This is a genomic window from Sphingomonas sp. LY54 (genome assembly GCF_035594035.1).
In the GTDB taxonomy this organism is placed as follows: domain Bacteria; phylum Pseudomonadota; class Alphaproteobacteria; order Sphingomonadales; family Sphingomonadaceae; genus Allosphingosinicella.
In genome coordinates, this window is the sequence record NZ_CP141588.1 from 2,488,515 (window position 1) to 2,506,685 (window position 18,171).

Annotated in this window: 18 protein-coding genes and 1 riboswitch; of the genes, 4 read left to right on the plus strand and 14 right to left on the minus strand. The window is 69.4% G+C overall.

Going from position 1 to position 18,171, the window contains the following annotated elements; translation table 11 throughout:
- Nucleotides 1-18 precede the first annotated feature (18 nt).
- Nucleotides 19-1,242 carry a glycerate kinase type-2 family protein gene (locus tag SH591_RS12425; RefSeq protein WP_324749380.1) on the minus strand — a complete coding sequence of 408 codons (1,224 nt, stop codon included), beginning with the start codon at nucleotides 1,240-1,242 and terminating at the stop codon, nucleotides 19-21.
- 65 nt (nucleotides 1,243-1,307) lie between these two features.
- Here SH591_RS12425 and SH591_RS12430 point away from each other — a divergent pair, with 65 nt between their 5' ends.
- The gene (locus SH591_RS12430; RefSeq protein ID WP_324749381.1) at nucleotides 1,308-1,985 is read left to right on the plus strand and encodes a TIGR02117 family protein; all 678 of its coding nucleotides are present in this window, start codon (nucleotides 1,308-1,310) and stop codon (nucleotides 1,983-1,985) included.
- Here the strand turns inward: SH591_RS12430 and SH591_RS12435 are convergent.
- Both SH591_RS12435 and SH591_RS12440 read right to left on the minus strand, forming a co-directional pair.
- Nucleotides 1,966-3,348 (minus strand): tetratricopeptide repeat protein, encoded by a 1,383-nt coding sequence (locus tag SH591_RS12435; protein ID WP_324749382.1) that lies wholly within the window; start codon nucleotides 3,346-3,348, stop codon nucleotides 1,966-1,968. The two genes, SH591_RS12430 and SH591_RS12435, sit on opposite strands and share 20 nt — an antisense overlap.
- 36 nt (nucleotides 3,349-3,384) lie before the next feature.
- Nucleotides 3,385-3,852: an Lrp/AsnC family transcriptional regulator gene (locus SH591_RS12440; RefSeq protein ID WP_324749383.1), complete on the minus strand. Its 468-nt coding sequence runs from the start codon at nucleotides 3,850-3,852 to the stop codon at nucleotides 3,385-3,387.
- Nucleotides 3,853-4,039: 187 nt separating this feature from the next.
- On the opposite strand from SH591_RS12440, the gene cysD reads away from it, so the two are divergent.
- Nucleotides 4,040-4,945, plus strand: a complete 906-nt coding sequence (gene cysD / locus SH591_RS12445) for a sulfate adenylyltransferase subunit CysD (protein ID WP_324749384.1) — start codon at nucleotides 4,040-4,042, stop codon at nucleotides 4,943-4,945.
- Nucleotides 4,946-5,058: 113 nt separating this feature from the next.
- Here the strand turns inward: cysD and SH591_RS12450 are convergent, their stop codons facing one another.
- From SH591_RS12450 to SH591_RS12460, 3 genes are read right to left on the minus strand one after another with little or no spacing between them, the layout of a single operon-like run.
- On the minus strand, nucleotides 5,059-6,207 hold the full coding sequence (locus SH591_RS12450; RefSeq protein ID WP_324749385.1) for a PLP-dependent transferase: 1,149 nt from the start codon (nucleotides 6,205-6,207) through the stop codon (nucleotides 5,059-5,061).
- The gene (locus SH591_RS12455; RefSeq protein WP_324749386.1) at nucleotides 6,204-7,157 is read right to left on the minus strand and encodes an alpha/beta fold hydrolase; all 954 of its coding nucleotides are present in this window, start codon (nucleotides 7,155-7,157) and stop codon (nucleotides 6,204-6,206) included. Before SH591_RS12455 ends, SH591_RS12450 begins: the two co-directional genes overlap by 4 nt.
- Nucleotides 7,151-8,887 (minus strand): amino acid kinase family protein, encoded by a 1,737-nt coding sequence (locus tag SH591_RS12460; protein WP_324749387.1) that lies wholly within the window; start codon nucleotides 8,885-8,887, stop codon nucleotides 7,151-7,153. The genes SH591_RS12455 and SH591_RS12460 overlap by 7 nt, the downstream gene beginning before the upstream one ends.
- A 37-nt stretch (nucleotides 8,888-8,924) precedes the next feature.
- Nucleotides 8,925-9,035: riboswitch (SAM-I-IV-variant riboswitch) on the minus strand.
- Between the two features lie 115 nt (nucleotides 9,036-9,150).
- On the opposite strand from SH591_RS12460, the gene SH591_RS12465 reads away from it, so the two are divergent.
- Nucleotides 9,151-10,317 carry an aminotransferase gene (locus tag SH591_RS12465; RefSeq protein WP_324749388.1) on the plus strand — a complete coding sequence of 389 codons (1,167 nt, stop codon included), beginning with the start codon at nucleotides 9,151-9,153 and terminating at the stop codon, nucleotides 10,315-10,317.
- Nucleotides 10,314-11,090 carry an inositol monophosphatase family protein gene (locus SH591_RS12470; protein ID WP_324749389.1) on the plus strand — a complete coding sequence of 259 codons (777 nt, stop codon included), beginning with the start codon at nucleotides 10,314-10,316 and terminating at the stop codon, nucleotides 11,088-11,090. The genes SH591_RS12465 and SH591_RS12470 overlap by 4 nt, the downstream gene beginning before the upstream one ends.
- A 3-nt stretch (nucleotides 11,091-11,093) precedes the next feature.
- On the opposite strand, the gene hisIE is transcribed toward SH591_RS12470, so the two are convergent.
- The 8 genes from hisIE to SH591_RS12510 all read right to left on the minus strand — a co-directional run bounded on the left by hisIE (nucleotide 11,094) and on the right by SH591_RS12510 (nucleotide 18,062).
- Nucleotides 11,094-11,726: a bifunctional phosphoribosyl-AMP cyclohydrolase/phosphoribosyl-ATP diphosphatase HisIE gene (gene hisIE, locus SH591_RS12475; RefSeq protein WP_324749390.1), complete on the minus strand. Its 633-nt coding sequence runs from the start codon at nucleotides 11,724-11,726 to the stop codon at nucleotides 11,094-11,096.
- On the minus strand, nucleotides 11,702-12,466 hold the full coding sequence (gene hisF / locus SH591_RS12480; RefSeq protein ID WP_324749391.1) for an imidazole glycerol phosphate synthase subunit HisF: 765 nt from the start codon (nucleotides 12,464-12,466) through the stop codon (nucleotides 11,702-11,704). The genes hisIE and hisF overlap by 25 nt, the downstream gene beginning before the upstream one ends.
- A complete protein-coding gene (locus tag SH591_RS12485) occupies nucleotides 12,453-13,181 on the minus strand; it encodes a 1-(5-phosphoribosyl)-5-[(5-phosphoribosylamino)methylideneamino]imidazole-4-carboxamide isomerase (RefSeq protein ID WP_324749392.1) in 729 nt (242 codons plus the stop codon). The genes hisF and SH591_RS12485 overlap by 14 nt, the downstream gene beginning before the upstream one ends.
- Nucleotides 13,178-13,759 (minus strand): imidazole glycerol phosphate synthase subunit HisH, encoded by a 582-nt coding sequence (gene hisH, locus SH591_RS12490; RefSeq protein WP_324749393.1) that lies wholly within the window; start codon nucleotides 13,757-13,759, stop codon nucleotides 13,178-13,180. The genes SH591_RS12485 and hisH overlap by 4 nt, the downstream gene beginning before the upstream one ends.
- A 139-nt stretch (nucleotides 13,760-13,898) precedes the next feature.
- Entirely contained in the window at nucleotides 13,899-15,563 is a 1,665-nt protein-coding gene (hisC, locus tag SH591_RS12495) for a histidinol-phosphate transaminase (RefSeq protein ID WP_324749394.1), read from the minus strand.
- Nucleotides 15,560-16,855, minus strand: coding sequence for a histidinol dehydrogenase (hisD, locus tag SH591_RS12500; protein ID WP_324749395.1), 1,296 nt, complete (start codon nucleotides 16,853-16,855; stop codon nucleotides 15,560-15,562). Before hisD ends, hisC begins: the two co-directional genes overlap by 4 nt.
- Nucleotides 16,852-17,742 (minus strand): ATP phosphoribosyltransferase, encoded by an 891-nt coding sequence (gene hisG / locus SH591_RS12505; protein WP_324749396.1) that lies wholly within the window; start codon nucleotides 17,740-17,742, stop codon nucleotides 16,852-16,854. The genes hisD and hisG overlap by 4 nt, the downstream gene beginning before the upstream one ends.
- Nucleotides 17,739-18,062 carry a YerC/YecD family TrpR-related protein gene (locus tag SH591_RS12510; protein WP_324749397.1) on the minus strand — a complete coding sequence of 108 codons (324 nt, stop codon included), beginning with the start codon at nucleotides 18,060-18,062 and terminating at the stop codon, nucleotides 17,739-17,741. The genes hisG and SH591_RS12510 overlap by 4 nt, the downstream gene beginning before the upstream one ends.
- Between the last annotated feature and the right edge of the window lie 109 nt (nucleotides 18,063-18,171).

Sequence of the window (18,171 nt, forward strand, 5' to 3'; positions counted from 1 at the left end):
AAATGGGCGGCGCTCGGCTCAGGGATCGACCAGGATGATACGGATGTCGTTGACGTTGGTGCCGGTCGCGCCGGTCACGAGCGCGTCGCCAAGCGCCGCGAAGAATGGCCCCGAGCCATTGGTGTCGAGAGCCGCGACCGGATCCAGCCCGGCCGCGCGGGCCCGGCGCAGCGTCCCCGGATCGACGAAGGCGCCAGCGGCGTCGGCGCTGCCGTCGATGCCGTCGATGCCGTCGCTGTCGGCGGCGAGCGCGGCGATTCCTTCGGTCCCGTCGAGGGCGAGAGCCAGAGCGAGCGCATATTCGCGATTGGGACCGCCGCTGCCGGGGCCGCGCACGGTCACGGTGAGCTCGCCGCCGGAGATGAAGGCGGTCCGGCGGCCCTCGCGGTGCGCGGCCAGCGCCAGAGCGGCGTGGACGCGGGCGACGTCGCGCGCCTCGCCGGCGGTTTCGGAAAGCTTGGGCGAATAGCCTCGGCTGACGGCCAGGGCGGCCGCAGCTTCCAGCGCATCGCGGCTCCGCGCCACGATGCGATAATCGGCGCGCCAGCGCTCGGTCTCGGCAGGCTTGACGCTCTCCGACCAGTGCGTGGCATGGAGGCCGTGCGCGGCGAGGATCGCCTGCGCCTCGGCGACCGTGCTCGCGTCGGCCGCGGTGGGGCCGGAGCCGATATCCTCCGGCCGGTCGCCGACCACGTCGGAGATTGCCAGCGTGACGAGCCGCGCCGGCTGGGCCGCAGCGCCGAGACGGCCACCCTTGATCGCCGAGAGGTGGCGGCGGACGCAGTTGATCTGCTCGATCGGAGTGCCCGAGCGAAGCAGGGCGAACGTGAGCCGTTTCTTCTCCTCGAGATCCAGGCCCTGGGCGGGCAGGCAGGCGAGGGCGGAAGCGCCGCCGCTCAGCAGGAAGAGCACGAGATCGTCGGGGCCCGCCCCTGCCGCCAGAGCGAGCAGTCGTTCGGCTGCGGCGATGCTGGCCTCGTCGGGAACGGGATGGGCGGCCGTCAACAAGACGATGCGCTGCAAGAGTTCGTGTGTGCCGTGGGGCGCGACCGCGATGCCCGTCAGCGGCCCGGGCCAGGCCTTTTCCACCGCCTTCGCCATTGTCGCGGCCCCCTTGCCGACTGCCAGCAGGATCGTGCGGCGGGGGGGCGGCTCGGGCAGATATTGCGGCAGGACGCGGGCGGGATGGCAGGCGGCGACGCCGGCGCGGAACATCGCCTCGAGAAGATCGCGCCGGTCCATCTTCGGACTGTGGCAGCTTGCGCCGGCCCTTCACAAGCCGCCTTCGCCGGCCCAGGCTAAGCCGCATGAAGCCACGCACGATCGCGAGAATTGCCGCCTTCGCCCTCGCCGGTCTGCTCGCGCCGGTCCTGCTCTATCTCGCCGCGGCGCTGATCGGCGGGCTGATCCCGGTCAATCGCGACTGGAAAGCGCCCGAAGCCGGCATCCCGATCTTCATCGAGACCAACGGCGTCCACACCTGGGTGATGGTGCCGACCGTTTCGGCCGACATGGACTGGCGGCCGCTCGCGCCCGCGGAGCATTTGAAGGACCCGCGCTACGCCGGCAATTACATCGCGATCGGCTTCGGCAATCGCGACTTCTACTTGAACACGCCGACCTGGGGCGATCTTTCGCCGCGCACCGCCGCGGCTGCCCTGGTCGGTGGCGGGCCTAGCCTGATGCACGTCTATCACAGCCGCGACCCGCAGCCCGGGCCCTACCAGCAGCGAATCCTGCTCACCCCCGACCAATATCGCCGGCTGGTCGGCTTCCTGGCCGGCAGCTTCCAGCTCCGCGACGGGCGCACCATGCCTCTGCTCGGCCGCGGCTACGGCGCGTCCGATGTCTTCTACGAATCTCGGGTGCCGTACAATTTCAGCAGGACCTGCAACGAGTGGACGGGCGAGGCGCTGCGCGCCGCCGGTGTCCGCATGGGTGCGTGGACGCCGCTCGCGCAGAGCATCACGTGGCGGCTGGACTAGCCTCTTCGGCGGCCGGCGGCTGGGCGGGGAAGATGTTCGGATTGAGCCGGAGCGCCTGCCGCCGCTGCGCCTCCGCCGCGGCCGCATTGCCCAAAGCGGCGTAGATGTCGGCGGCGACGGCGTGGAGATCGGCTGTCCGCCACGGCGAGGCGAGCACCTGCTCGATCAGGGTGCGGGCCTCCGGCGCGCGATTGGCGGCAAGCAGGGCCTTGGCGAGCCTGACCTTGCTCTCGCCGAACGGCCGGTTGGCGTGGTCGCGCTCGGCCAAGGTCAGCGCGCAGGCCCAATTCTCCACCGCGAAGCAATGGCCGAGCGCGTCGCTGTAGCTGGCCTCGGGGAAGCGGTTCAGCCTCTTCTCCCAGGCTTCGGACGCCTTGGCGGTCCAGTCGAGCATGGCGGCCGGATCGCCGCGGCGCCGGGCCAGTTCGGACAAAGCGTCGAACGCGGCGGGATGGCCGGTGCGGCTGGCGATGCGGGCGTAGAGGCGCTCGGCGCTGCCGAGATCGCCGTTCAATGCATTGACCTCGGCGATGCGGCGCTCGGTGCGCCAGTCGCCCGGGAAGACCGCATTGGCGCGCTGGAAGCGGGCGAGCGCTTCGTCCCGTCTTCCGGCGTCCAGCGCGGCGAGGCCCCTTTGCAGTTCCAGTTCGGCCACTTCCTGCGGCGTGCGGCGGCTGGGGCCGGCCGCGGCCTGGTCGAAAGCGCGGGCCGCGAGGTCCAGCCGGCCGATGCGGCCGTTGTAAATGGCGCGGCGCAGGTTGGTCGTGCCCGCCACATGGCGGTCGGCTTCGTCATAGGCCTGGACGGCGGCGCCATATTGGCCGCGCGCAAAAGCGATGTCGCCGCGCATCGCGGCGATGTCGGCCTGCTCGGCCGCGGCCGGCGTGACCGCATAATGGCGGACCGAATTCAGCGCCTTCTCGGCCTCGCCGATCCGGTTGAGGGCGAGGTCGAGCTCGGCCTTGGCGAGGTGGGGGCCGTCGTTGCGCGGTGCGAATTTGAACGCGCGCGCCAGCGCGGCGTCGGCCGCGGCGTAATCGTCAAAGGAACCGGTGAGGCGCGCCCGCAGCATATAGCGGCGGGCGAGCGTCTCTTGCGTCAGCCAGTCGCGCGGCCGGTCGCGGCTGGTCGCCTCGGCGTCGGCGATGCGGCGGTCGAGCTGGGCGAGGGCTTCCTCGTAAGTCTGCGCGACGCCATTCGACGTACCGGCGAAGGGAAGCATCGGCGCCGGCCGGCTGAGGATGCTGAACGAGCGCTCCAGCGCGACCAGTCCGAGGACCGCAAGCGCCAGGATGATGAGCCAGCGCCACCCGAACCCGTTCCTTGCCGTGTCGTCCGCCGCCATCATCTTCTCCGAAGTCACGCCTTTCCGCAGATTATCGCAGATTCGACAGGGGCGCTACCGCGGCGGGGTCTCGGGCAAAGGATAGGCCGTGGTCGCCTTGACCCGCTCCATCGCGAAGCGTGAGGTGACGTTCTTCAGCGGCACCTTTGCGATCAGCTTGCGATAGAAGGCGTCATAGGCGGTCATGCTGCCGACCGACACGCGCAGCAGATAATCGATGTCGCCGGCCATGCGGTAGACCTCCATCACTTCCGGCATTTCCGAAATGGCCTCGGCGAAGCGGGCCAGCCACTCGGCGGAATGATCGTTGGTCTGGATGTCGACGAACACGGTGATGTCGAGGCCGATCGCGACCGGATCGAGCAGGGCGACGCGGCGCTGGATCACGCCTTGCTCCTCGAGCCGCTGGATACGGCGCCAGGTCGGCGTCTGGGAGAGGTTCACTCGGTTCGCGATCTCCGTCACCGGGACCGAGGCGTCCTCCTGGAGGACGGCAAGGATCTTGAGGTCGGTCTGGTCCACGCAACGCTCCGGGAATTAGAAGATTAGTCTCGCGAAAGTAGGAACGGGTTCGATCACTCGCACATGCCCCCCGCCTTATAAGAGAAAATTTGGAAGCCAGTAGAAAAATCTTCCAGTCACGGCCGTGCTCGCTCCATCGCAGGACGGGTCTGGACAGCGCACCGCCTGCGGGGGACAGAATGGCCGCATGACCGCGCGTTCCCTCACCCATATCGAGCAGCTCGAGGCCGAGAGCATCCACATCCTGCGCGAGGTGGTGGCCGAGGCCGAGCGGCCGGTGATGCTCTATTCGATCGGCAAGGACAGCGCGGTGATGCTCCATCTCGCGCGCAAGGCTTTCTATCCCGCGCCCCCGCCTTTTCCCCTGCTCCACGTCGATACGACCTGGAAGTTTCGGGACATGTACGCGCTGCGCGACCGCGTCGCCGCCGACAGCGGGATGGAGCTGATCGTCTATCGCAACCCCGAGGCCGAGGCGCGCGGCATCAATCCGTTCGACCATGGCAGCCTCCACACCGATCTGTGGAAGACCGAGGGGCTGAAGCAGGCGCTCGATCTCTACGGCTTCGACGCCGCGTTCGGCGGCGCGCGCCGCGACGAGGAGAAGAGCCGCGCCAAGGAGCGCGTGTTCAGCTTCCGCTCGGCCAGCCACCGCTGGGACCCGAAGAACCAGCGGCCCGAGCTCTGGAATCTCTACAATGCCCGCAAGGCCAAGGGCGAGAGCATCCGCGTGTTCCCGCTCTCCAACTGGACCGAGCTCGATATCTGGCACTACATCCATGCCGAGGCGATCCCGATCGTGCCGCTCTACCTCGCCGCCCCGCGGCCGACGGTCGTGCGCGATGGCCTCATCCTGATGGTCGACGACGACCGCTTCCCCCTCCAGCCCGGCGAAGAGGTGGTCGAGCGCCCGATCCGCTTCCGCACTTTGGGCTGCTATCCGCTGACCGGCGCGGTCGAAAGCGAAGCTGCGACCCTGCCCGAAGTGATCCGGGAAATGCTGGTCGCCACCACCTCCGAACGCCAGGGCCGCGCCATCGACAAGGACGGCAGCGCCTCCATGGAACGCAAGAAACAGGAAGGCTATTTCTAGCCCGCGACGCGGCCCCCAACCCGTCATTGCGAGCGAAGGCGAAGCAGTCCAGCGATGCCGCGGTCCCTGGATTGCTTCGTCGCTTGCGCTCCTCGCAATGACGAGGGGAGGGTTTAGCCGGCGGCGGCGAAACCGCGGGCGAGGTCGGCGAGGAGGTCGTCGGCGTCTTCCAGCCCGACCGAAAGGCGCAGCAAGTCGCCGTGGATGCCGGCCGCCGCCTGCGCCTCGGGCGGCATGCCGCGGTGGGTCATCGTGGCTGGCTTGCAGATCAGGCTCGCGAAACCGCCGAGCGACGAAGCGAGCGTGACCAGCTCCAAGGCGGCGAGGAAGGCGGCGGTGCCCGCGTCGCCGCCCTTGACGCGGAAGCTGATCATGAACCCCGGACCGCTCTGCTGGCGCGCCGCGAGGCCGTGGTCGGGATGCGTGGCAAGGCCGGGATAATGGACCGCCTCGATTTGGGGGTGGGCGGCGAGCCAGGACGCGATCCGCCCCGCGCTCTGCTCCTGCCGGTCGACGCGCAAAGTGAGCGTGCGCAGGCCGCGCAAGATCTGCGCCGAATCCTGCGCCGATCCGTTGAGGCCGGCGGCGTTGGACCACCAGAGAATCCGCTCGACCAGCGCCGGATCCTTCGCCAGCAAGGCGCCGCCGAACAGGTCGCAATGGCCGTTCAAAGCCTTGGTGGTCGAATGCATGACGAGGTCGCAGCCGAGCGCGAGCGGCCGCTGCCGCACCGGCGTCGCCAGCGTGTTGTCGGCGATCACCAGCGCGCCCACCGCATGCGCCTCGGCGGCGATGGCGGCGATGTCGGTGACCCGGAGCAGGGGATTGCTCGGGGTCTCGATCCACACCAAGGCCGGCTTCGCGGCCATGGCCTTGGCGCGGGCCGCCCGGTCGCCGAGATCGACGAAAAGGCTGCGCAGCCGTCCCTGCTCTTCCAGTCCCTTGATCAGCCGGTAGGTGCCGCCGTAGCAATCGTGCGGCGCGACGACGAGCGCGTCGCCCGGTAGCAGAAGCATGGCGAGCAAGGCCGCGGATTGACCGCTGTTCGTCACCGCCCCGCCCGCCGCGCCTTCGAGCTCGGCCAGCGTCTCGGCCAGCACGTCCCGGTTCGGATTGACCGTGCGCGAATAATCATAATCCGGCTTGGTGTCGGAATCGAGCCAGCGATAGGTGTCGGAATGGTAGAGCGGCGGCACGACGCCGCACTGCGCTGCGGTCGCGCGGACGGCGTTGACGATGGTGTCGGGCTTGCGGCCAGTCATTCTGCCTCCAGGAACGGAGCGGCGAGGGCGCCGATCATCGCGGGCTCCTTCAGGAACATGTCGTGACCGTAGAGGCAATCGAACAGATGCAGTTCGGCATCGGGGAGCGCATCGGCGAGGTCCTCCATCTGCTCGGGCGGGACGAGCAGGTCGGTGGTGGCGCCGATCAGCAGCACCGGGCAGTCGATTCCGGCCGCATCGACCTTGTGGCGGTCGATCGAGGCGGAGAGGCTGAGGAATCGTTCGGGCGGCATCACCGCATGGAAGGCGCTGCCGCGGGCGTGGAGGTAGGCGCCGGGCTCGGACGGGCCGAGCGGATCGCAATCGGGCAGGCCGCCAATGAAGCGCTCGGCGAATTCCTCCTGCGTGCGATAGGTCAGCATCGCCATGCCGCGGGCGATCGACAGCGCCTCGCGTCCCTGGCCGGTGGCGAGCCCGAGGCCGACGACCCGGCGCTGCAATTCGCGGATCGCGGTCGCGGCCGGATGCGGCTGCGCGGGCGCGGAAATGACGACGAGGCGCCCAACCCGATCGGGGCAGTGCTGGGCGAGACTCAGGGCGACCATGCCGCCATAGGAGGCGCCGACGATCGCGTCGGCGCGATCGAGGCCGAATGCGTCGAGCGCGGCGCAGAGGATGCGCGCCTGCTCCTCGGTCGAGGGCGCGATCCGCCCGGCCGCGTCGGCGGCGAAGTCGAGCCCGAGCACGCGGTGCCGCGCGGGGTCGACCGCGCAGCCGGGGCCGACGAAGCCGGGCCACCAGCCCGCGCCGCCTTCTCCATCATGGCAGACGAAGCGATTGCCGGAGATGCCGCCGAGCACGACGATCACCGGCCCGTCCGGATTGCCGGCGAGGGTCGCGCGGGTCGGCGCGCCGAGGTGGCGGAGATCGGCCGGCAGCGACACCTCGATCTCGGTGCACGGGGCGGTGCGGACACGTTCCATCAGCATGGGGCCCGCTCCTTGGAAATAGCGAGGTCGAACAAATCGGCGACGATCGATTCGGCCGTCGCCGCGCCGCCGGCGCCGCGACCGGCGCAGGAGAAGGTGCGGCCGTCCTCGAGCGTGACGATGGCGCAATTCCATTCGTTCGGCCCGGCCGGGAGCCCGCGCACCGAGCGGAGCGGCTCGAGCGTGACGCTCGCCTCGATCCACAGGTCGCGGCAGGCGACCCGCGCGACCTGGACCCAAGGTTCGCCGCTCGCCTGGATGCGCGCCACCGCGGCTGCGTCGAGCCGCTCGGTGGTGACGTCGATCGCCTGCGGGTCGAGGCCGAAAGCGGATTGGGCGACGAGCCTCAGCTTGGCGGCGGCATCGGCGCCGCTCAGGTCGGATTCGCTGTCCTCCTCGGCAAAGCCGGCCTCGCGCGCCTCGGCGAGCGAGGCGTCGAAGCCGAGGCCCGCAGCAAGCCGGCCGAGGATGAAGTTGACCGTGCCGTTGAGGATGCCTTCGACCGAGCGGATCTCGCCGGCGGCGCGGGCGCGGGCGACCGTCTCGAGCACCGGCGCGCCGCCGCCGACGGCCGCCGAGTAGAGCAGGTTCGCGCCGGCGCCGGCCGCCGTTTCGGACAGGGCACGGTGGCGGGTGGCGATCACGCGCTTTGATGCGCTGACGACGGACGTGCCGTCGGCGAGCGCGGCCGCGCACAGGATCGCACCGGTCGCTTCGCAGGAAAGCGCGTCGACGACCACGTCCGGCTGCACCGCGCGGAAGGCATGGATATCACTGGTGGGAAGGACGGGCGGTGGGACGGCGCGCTCTCGTTCGAGGTCGCGGACCAGGATGGAAACGATCTCGAAGCGCGGCTCGGCACGGAGGCGGCCGGCGAGCGCCTGGCCGACCACGCCGTAGCCGGCGATGGCGATGCGCAGCGGGCGGTCGGCGCGGACCGGCTCCGCTGCGCCGGTACAGGGGCCGACGCGGGTGGGGATGCGGCTGCCGATCGCCTCGACCTCGATCGGCAGGCGCTTGGCGGCGGCATAAGCGACCGACTGCGGCTGGATCAGCGGCCGGGCAATGCGGAGCGCGTCGTCCCAGGAGATGGTGGCGAAGCGGCGGGCGTCCTCGTCGCCGGCGGGATCCCGATCGAATACGCCGTCGACATCCTTGTAGAGCCGCACCGCTTCGGCCTTGAGCTCGCCGCCGAGGAAGATGGCGGAGAAATCAGAGCCGCCGCGGCCGAGCAGGGTGCGCGCGCCAGCGGCATCGACGCCGACGAAGCCCGGGACGATGACGAGGCCGGTCGTATCGAGCGCGGCGTGCAGCGCTTCGGGGTCCAAGCGTACCGGATGGGCGTCCAGCGCCTCGCCCGTCGTGCGCAGGCCGAGCGCTTCCGGCCGGCAGATCGCCGCGGGCAGGCCGATCCGGTCGCAGGCGATGCGCAGCAAAGCGGCGGTACGCTCCTCGCCGAGCGAGACGAGGTCGGCAATGCCCGCGCAATCGGTAGCGCCCGAGACGGAATCGGCTTCGGCGAACAGGCGGTCGGTCTCGCCGGCCAGCGCCGAGACGACGGCGACGATCCGGCGACCGGCGCGGCGCTGGCGATAAATCTCGCCGGCCACCACGGGCAGGTCCGCTTCATTGCGCAGCACCGAGCTTCCGAACTTCAGCACGAAAAGCGGTTCAGCGGCGCTGGCCGCAGCTTCGAACTCTTGCGCTTTTTCGACGATCGACAGCTTCACGTTCCATTCCTTCGCATTCGAAGGACGACGCTGCCTGGAGACCCCGCTTGGTTGCCGGTCCGGCCGCATCGTCCCCCTGGGGGACCGCCACCTTGCCCGGGAGGGCAGGTTGGCGTGGGCCGTTGCCGGCCCACTCTGGATGCATGGGAATCGTCCTGAGGACGGGATCCCAATGGCGCCATCTATGGCGGGCGGGCGATTAAGGTCAACCTAATTTCGCGCGCCGGTTGTGCCGACGCGGAAAAGCTGGCTAGGCATGGGCCATGAACCCGCTCTTCGCCGACCAGCCGACGACGATCTTCGAGCATATGTCCGGCCTCGCCCGCGAACATGGTGCCGTGAATCTGGGGCAGGGCTTCCCCGATTTCGGCTGGCCGGAGGACGTTCTCGCCAAGGCGGGGGAAGCGCTGGCGCAGGGTTCGAATCAGTATCCGCCGATGCGCGGGCTGCCCGAACTGCGCCAGGCGGTGGCAGACCATTATCGCCGGCACCAGGGGCTCGACGTCGCGCCCGACCAGGTCATTGTGACCTCCGGCGCCACCGAGGCGCTGACCGCCGCGATCATGGCCCTGGTTTCGCCCGGCGACGAGGTGGTGCTGTTCCAGCCGCTCTACGATTCCTATTTGCCGATGGTGAAGCTGGCCGGCGGCGCGCCGAAGCTGGTCAATCTGGTGCCGCCCGAATGGCGGCTGACGCGCGAGATGCTTGAAACGGCGATCACGGACCGCACCCGGCTCGTCATCTTCAACAATCCGCACAATCCGACGGCGCGGGCCTTCGATGCGGAGGAAGTGCGGCTGCTCGCCGAGGCGTGCGTGCGGCACGACGCGCTCGCATTGAGCGACGAGGTCTGGGAGCATCTCGCGTTCGACGGCCGCGCTCACGTGCCTTTGGCGTCGATGCCGGGAATGGCCGAACGGACGATCAAAGTCGGCTCGGCCGGCAAGATCTTCTCGCTGACCGGCTGGAAGGTGGGCTGGGCCGTGGTGCCGCCGGACATGGCCAAGGCGGTGGCGAATGCGCACCAGTTCCTGACCTTCACGACCGCGCCCAATCTGCAGGCCGCGGTCGCTTTCGGGCTCGGCAAGGAGGCGGCATATTTCGAGCGGATGCGGACGACGTTCGCGGCTTCGCGCGACTTCCTCGTGGGCGGGCTTCGCGATGCGGGCTATGTCACGCTGCCGGCAGAGGGGACCTATTTCGTGACCGTGGATCTCGCCGCGTCGGACGTGAGGATCGACGACGTGACCTTCTGCGAGCGCGCGGTGCGCGAGGCCGGCGTCGCCGCGATCCCGGTTTCGGCGCTCTATGCGGAAAATTCGGTGCGCAATGTCATCCGCCTCTGCTTCGCCAAGAAGGAGGAGACGCTGCGCGCCGGCATCCTTGGCCTGGCCGAGGCTCGTGCGGCGTTCGCGGAGGGACAAAAGTGAAGGACTTCGCCGAATTCGCCTGTGCGCTGGCCGATGCCGCGCGCGCCGTCACTTTGGCGGCGGCGATGAAGCCGGGCACGGTGGAGGACAAGGCCGAGGGCACCGGTTTCGACCCGGTCACCGAGGCGGACCGCGGCGCCGAGAAAGCGATGCGCGCGCTGATCGAATATCGCTTTCCGAATCACGGCATTGCCGGGGAGGAATTTCCCGATCGGCCCGCGCGCGGCCGCCATGTCTGGAGCCTCGACCCGATCGACGGCACGCGCTCCTTCATCTGCGGCCTGCCGAGCTGGACGACGTTGATCGCCTTGCTCGAGGACGGCGCGCCGGTGCTTGGCCTGATCGATGCGCCGCGGCTCGGCGAACGCTATCTCGGCTTCGGCGAAGAGGCTTTGCTCATCACCGCAGAGGGGCAAAGGCCGCTCGCTACCAGCGATTGCCGAAGGCTTGCGGAGGCGCGCTTCTCCACCACCGATCCCTATCTTTTCGCAGGACCGGAAGCCGAGGCGTTCGAGCGGCTGCGGCGCAAGGCGCGGCTGACCCGCTTCGGCCACGACGCCTATGGCTATGCCCGGCTCGCCGGCGGCAGCGTCGATCTGGTCGTCGAATCGGGACTGAAGCCGCACGATTTCAACGCCCTCATTCCGGTGGTGCGCGGCGCCGGCGGCGTGATCGGCGACTGGGAAGGCGGATCGGATTTCAGCGGCGGCAGGCTCGTCGCTGCGGCGACCCGGGATTTGTTCGACGAGGCGGTGGCCGCGATCCGCGGCTGAGCGTCAGCGGTGGCGTTCGCGCAGCTTCGCCGCGACGTCGTCCCAGGAAAAGCCCTTCGCCTCCATCAGCACGGTCAGGTGGTAGAGGAGATCGGCCGCTTCCTCGACGCAGCCCGCGGCGTCGCGCGTGACCGCGGCGAGCGCGAGCTCGACGCCTTCCTCGCCGATCTTCTGTGCCAGCCGCGCCGGATCGCCGCCGAGCAGGCGCGCTGTATAGCTGGTCTCGTCGCCGCTCTCGGCGCGCTGGCGGACGATGCGGGCGAGCCGGGCGAGGAAGCCGACGCCGTCGGCGCCTTCTTCGGAGAAGCAGCTCGGCGTGCCGAGGTGGCAGGTGGAGCCCTCGGGCAGCGCCTTCACGAGCAGAGCATCCTCGTCGCAATCCGCGAAGATGCCGCGGACCGCGAGCCGGTTGCCGCTGGTCTCGCCCTTCTGCCAAAGCCGACCCTTCGAACGGCTGTAGAAGGTGGCAAAGCCAGAGCCCAGCGTCGCTTCGAGCGCGTCGGCATTCATGTAGCCGAGCATCAGCACCTGGCCCGTCCCCGCATCCTGGACGATCGCCGGAAGCAGCCCGTCCATCTTGTCCCAGGCGAGCGCGCCGATGTCCGCTGCGCTCAGCGGCGCATTTCGATCCCGCATGATCCGAGATACTCCTTGAGGTCGGGGATAGAGATCAGCCGGTCGTGGAAGACGGTGGCCGCGAGCGCCCCGCTTGCGCCGATCGCGAAGGCGTCGCGGAAATGTTCGGGCGCGCCGGCGCCGCCGGAAGCGATGACGGGGACGGTGACGGCCTCCATCACCGCCTCGGTGTGCCGCAGATCATAGCCGCTGCGGACGCCGTCGCGGCGCATGCAGTTGAGCACAATCTCGCCCGCGCCGCGCTCCGCCGCCTCGCGCACCCAGTCGAGCGTGCGCAGGCCGGTGTCGCGGGTCGCAGCGACGCTCCCGGTATATTGCTTCACGTAATAATCGCGGCCGTCCTCGAAGCTGTCGACGCCGAGCACGACGCACTGGCTGCCGAAGTCGCGCGCCAGTTCCTCGATCAGTTCCGGCCGCTCGATCGCGGGCGAGTTGATCGAGACCTTGTCGGCGCCGGCGTCGAGGCAGGCGGCGGCTTGGTCGCGGCTGCGCAGGCCGCCGGCGACGGCGAACGGTATGTCGATCACGCGCGCGATCCGCCGCACCCATTCGGTATCGAGGCTGCGGCCTTCGGCGCTGGCAGTGATGTCGTAGAAAACGAGTTCGTCGGCGCCTTCGTCGCGATAGCGCAAGGCGTGCTCGACGATGTCGCCGACGTCGCGATGGTCGCGGAACTGGACGCCCTTGACGACGCGCCCGTCCTTGACGTCGAGGCAGGGGATGATCCTACGGGCGGGCAATTTCGATCGCCTCCTGGAGGTCGATCTTCTGCTCCCACAAGGCCTTGCCCACGATCGCACCAGCGGCGCCGGCCTGCTGGAGCGCACGCAGATCGTCGAGCGAGGACACGCCGCCCGAAGCCTGGAGCTGCACGTTCGGAAGGCGCTCGGCGATCTCGGCCATCAGCGCCACATTGGGCCCGGCCATCATGCCGTCCTTGCTGACGTCGGTGACCAGCATGTGCTGTGCTTCAGGATAGAGCGCGGCCACGTCCCAGAGCGTGCGGCCGGATGCCTCGGTCCAGCCGGAGGTCAGGACATTGGGCTCGCCGTCGGCCAGGCTGACATCGAGCGCGAGCGTGATGCGGTCGCCGCCGAACGCGTCGAAGAAGGCGCGGACGAGATCGGGCTGCTTCACCGCGAGGCTGCCGATCACGACCCGGTCGACGCCGGCATCGAACATGCGCTTGAGCTGGTCGGCCTCGCGGAAGCCGCCGGCGACCTGCAGGCTGAGCGTCACCGACAAGGCGATGTCGGCGATCAGGCCGTGCTGGCGGGGGCGTCCGTCGCGGGCGCCGTCGAGATCGACGATATGGGCGCATTCCGCGCCGGCCCGCTCGAAGGCGAGCACCGCTTCCACCGGATCGGCCAGATAGCTGTCGACATCGTCGAACCGGCCCTGCGCGAGCCGCACCGGGCGGCCGTCCATCAGGTCCATGGCGGGGTAGATGATCATGAGAAAAGGAAAGCCTCGAGGAACCGCGCTCCAGCCTCGCCGGACCGCTCGGGATGGAATTGGGCGCCAAGGAAATTGGCGCGGCGGACGACGGCAGGGACCGGGCGCCCGTAATCGGCGGCGGCGATCGTGAACGGGCCGTCGTCGCAGGCGAAGCTGTGGGCGAAATAGACATAGTCGCCGTCGGAAAGGCCGATGCTGCGATCGCGCACGGCGAGGCGGCTCCAGCCCATGTGCGGCACCGGACGCTCGGGTGCGGGCTCGAACCGGCGGACTCTCCCGGGAATGACGCCCAGGCAGGCCGTGTCTTCCTCCTCGCTATGGTCGAACAGCAATTGCATGCCGAGACAGATACCGAGGACGGGCTGCTTGAGTTCCCTCAGCACGGGCGCCAGTCCGCGAGCCTTTATCTCGCCCATCGCGTAGCCGGCCGCGCCGACGCCCGGGAGGATGACCCGATCGGCCGCGGCGATCGCGGCGGCGTCGGCGGTGACCAGCGGCGTCACGCCGAACCGCTCGAAGGCGATGCCGACCGAGCCGATATTGCCGCAGCCGACATCGACGATGACGAGGTTCATCAAAATCCTCCCCGGCACGGGGAGGGGGACCGCCGCCGGAGGCGGTGGTGGAGGGGTTGGCGGGGCAGCGAAAGGCTTGTGCCGGCCCCTCCACCGCACTGCGTGCGGTCCCCCTCCCCGTACCGGGGAGGATAAATCATCACAGCACTCCCTTGGTGCTGGGCATCACGTCGGCATCGCCTTCGCGTCCCACCGCCTGGCGCAGCGCGCGGCCGAACGCCTTGAAGCAGGCCTCGGTCTTGTGATGGTCGTTCTCGCCGGCGACGCGGACGTGAATCGCCGCGCCGAGGCTGTCGGCGAGCGAGCGGAAGATGTGCCGCGTCATCTCGGTCGGATAGGCGCCAATGTGGCTGGCGTCGAAACTGCCTTCGAAGACGCTGTAGGGCCGCCCCGAAAGGTCGATCAGCACGTGCGCCTCGGTCTCGTCCATCGGCAGCGAGAAGCCGAAGCGACCGATCCCGCGCCGGTCGCCGAGCGCCTTCGATAGCGCGGCGCCAAACGCGATCGCGATATCCTCGAGACTGTGGTGGGCGTCGATGTCGAGGTCGCCCTCGCAGGCCAAAGTCAGCGAGAAGCCGGCATGCGCGGCGATCTGGTCGAGCATATGGTCGTAGAAGGCGATGCCGGTGTCGATCCGGCGCGGGGCCGGCCGGTCGAGATCGATCGCGACGGCGATGCGCGTCTCCTTCGTATCGCGCACGACTTCGGCGCGACGGCTCGGCGTCGTACCGGAAGCGACCCCGAAGGCGGCGAGCGCCGCCTCGTTCTCCGCGTCGGTGCCGATCGACAGCCGCACCCCACCCGGTGCGGCGTTGGGCCGGAAACGGACGCGGATGCCGAGGCCGTGCAGCTTGCGTGCCAGCGCCTCGGCGTCGTCGACTTCGAGGAACAGGAAATTGCCGCCGCCGCTGCGGACGCTGTTCACGATCGGCGCAGCGGCGAGCAGGCCGGCGAGGAGCTCACGATCGGCCTTGATGCGGACGATGCGCTCCTCGTGCAGTGGGCGGCGGGAGGGGGACAAGGTGGCGAGCGCCGCCTGGATCGACAGCGTCGGAAGCGGATAAGGCGGGAGCGCGCGGGCGATCAGCGCGATCAGCTCGGCGCTGCCGATCGCCGCGCCGACGCGGGCGCCGGCCAGGCCGTAGGCCTTGGACAGGGTCTTCAGCACGACGAGATTGTCGCGCTTCGCCGCTTCGGCCGCGAGGCTCGGCGTTTCGGAGAATTCCAGATAGGCCTCGTCGAGGACGACGATCGTGTCGGGAAGGGCGTCCGCCACGCGCAGCACGTCGGCAGGGTCGATCGGATTGCCGGTGGGATTGTTGGGCGAGCAGAGGAAAGCGAGCTTCAGCGCCGGATCGGCTTGCGCGGCGGCTACGAAAGCCTCCGCTCGGAACTCGAAATCGGCGTCGAGCGGCGCTTCGATCACGCGCGCGCCCTGCACCCGCGCGAACTGCGCATAGGCCGAGAAAGTGGGCGGGCAGATCGAGATGGCATCTTCGCCCGGCCTGCAGAAGCTGCGGATGAGGATGTCGATCGCGTCGTCGCCGCCGCGGGTGACGACCAGATTGTCGGGGGCGACGCCGTAAAGCGCGGCCATGGCGCGGCGCAGGCCGGCGGGCTGCGGCTCGGGATAGCGGTTGACGCCCGCGCCGAGCGCGCCGTCGATCAGCGGCGCGAACGGATTTTCGTTGGCGTCGAGCTTGATCGCGTCGGCGCCGAACGCCGCGTCGGCCTGGGCGGCGATGTCGACCGGGGGCAAAGCGAGGATTTCGGGCCGGGCGAGCCGGGCGACGAGCGAGGTCATGCGAGGACTCCTTGGCGCGCGTCGGCGGCCTGGGCATGGGCTTCGAGCCCTTCGAGCCGGGCCAGGGCCGCGGCAGGAGCGGCAAGGCGGCGCGCAGCTTCGGGCGTGACGGTCTGCACGCTTATCGCTTTCAGGAAAGTGTGCACGGAAACGCCGCTCCAGGCGCGGGCGGCGCCATCGGTCGGAAGGACGTGGCTGGAGCCGGCGAGATAGTCGCCGAAACTCTCGGCGGCGAGATGACCGGCGAAGACCGCACCGGCATTGCGGACGCGCGTTAGCAAAGACGCCGGATCCGCGACCGCGAGCGAGAGATGCTCGGGGGCATAGAGGTTGGCGACGTCCACCGCTTCCTCGAGGCCGTCGACCAGGATGGCCCGGGCATTGGCGAGCGAGGCCTGGGCGGTAGCGGCGCGGGGCAGCCGGGCCGACCGGTCGCTCACTTCCACGACGACTTCCTCTGCAAGACGGACCGAGTTGGTGACCAGCAGCACCTGGGCCGACGCATCATGCTCGGCCTGGCTGAGCAGGTCGGCAGCAACCAGGCGCGGGTCGGCGCTGTCGTCGGCGATTACCAGCAATTCGCTCGGCCCGGCCGGCATGTCGATGGCGAGCCCGCCGGGCAGCGAGGCGAGATAGGTTTTCGCCTCGGCGACAAAAGCGTTGCCTGGGCCGCAGATTTTGTCGACGCGGGGAATGGCGCCGGCGCCCACGGCTAGCGCGGCGATCGCCTGCGCGCCGCCCACGGTCCACACCGCCTCGATGCCGCACAGCTCTGCCGCGAGGGCGACGACCGGGTCGAGCCCGCCCTCGGGCCGGGGCGGGGTGACGACGACGATCTCGCCGACGCTGGCCGCCCGAGCGGGGAGGGCGAGCATCAGCAGGGTCGAGAAAAGCGGCGTCTTCCCGCCCGGCACATAGAGACCGACGCGGTCGAGCGGGCGCCAGACCTTGCGGACGACCAGGCCCGGCATCGTCTCGACTTCATGCTCGGCCGGAAGGCTGCCCTCGTGAAAGACAAGCACGTTGCGGCGGGCGAGCTCGATCGCGCCCAATTGTTCGGGCGAGAGCAGGCGGCGCGCTTCCGCGGCGAGCGGCGCTACGGGCACGAGGCGCGGCTCCTCGCCGTCGAGGCGAACGGCATGCTCCGTGACCGCGTCCCAGCCGCGTGCGCGGATGTCGTCGACGATCGCGCGCACCGAGGCCTGGAGCGCAGGGTCGCTGCGCTGCTCTGGTCGCGCGAGGGCGGCGCCCCGTTCGGGAGCGGCGAGACTGTTCCAAACGAGAGTCTTCACATCATCATCTTTTCGATCGGCATGACGAGGATAGCCGACGCACCGGCGGCCTTCAGCTTCTGCAGCGTCTCCCAGAAGACGGACTCCTGGCAGACGGCGTGGACCGCGAAGTGGCCCGGCCGGCCGTGCAAGGGGATGATCGTTGGCGCTTCGGCGCCGGGCAGGATGGCGCTGATCTGCTCGAGCGACTCCTCGGCCGCGTTCAGCATGATATATTTCGATTCCTTGGTAGCGAGCACGCCGTCGATCCGGCGCAGCAACTGGTCCGCCGCGTCGGCCTTGGCCGGCGCCCCTTCCTTCAGCGTCCGCACCAACACCGCCTCGCTCTCGAGCACGGTCTCGACGACACGCAGGCCGTTGGCTTCGAGCGTCGCGCCGGTCGAGACGAGGTCGCAGACGAAGCTGGCGATCTGCAGCCGCGGCGCGAGCTCGACCGCGCCGTTCATCTCGACGATCGTCGCCGCGATGCCGCGTTCGTCGAGGAACCGGCGCAGCAGGCGCGGATAGGAGGTGGCGATGCGCGTGCCCTGCAACGATTGCGGCCCTTCATAATCGGCGCGTTCGGGCGCGGCGATTTTCAGCCCGCAGCGGCCGAAGCCCAGGGGCGTCACGATCTCGAACCGCGTCTCGGCCTGGCCGAGCGCGAATTCCTCCAGCACGTTGCGACCGACGATGCCGAAATCGCACACACCGTCGACGACGAACGTCGGGATGTCGTCGTCGCGCACGAACATCAGGTCGATCGGGAAATTCTCGACGCGCGCGGCAAGGTCGTTCTTGCCGTGCTGGATGCGCAGGCCCGCATCGCGCAGCAGGTCGCGGCTGTAGTCCGACAAACGCCCCGATTTCTGGATGGCGAGGTGCAGCCGGCCGGTGTCGAACGTCATGCGCCCTCTCCGCTGCGCTCGAGCGCCAGCCGGTAGCCCTGGTGCGGCTCCTCCTTCAGGAAGCGGGCGACGCGGACGACGGTGGTGGTGCTGACCCCGGTCGCCTCGTGGATGTCGCGGTAGCTGAGGCCACCCTGGCTGAGCAGGCGCGCGACGTGCCAGCGCTCGGCCAGCGCCCTGATCTCGGCGCGGGTGCAGAGATCGGCGAGCAGCCGCTCCATCTCGTCCGGCGTCTCCGGCGTGAGCAGGGCGCGGCACAGATCGGCGACCAGAGCCTGCGGGTCGCGGAGGGGAGCGAAATCGGTTTTCGAATCGGCCATGGATCGTTCTACTGTGTTATCACGCTGTAACAAGTAGGCCAGATAGGGGCGAACCGGGAAGCGCGCAACCTCTCAATCCCGGAATGTCCGTCTTTTGTCTGGCTATGGG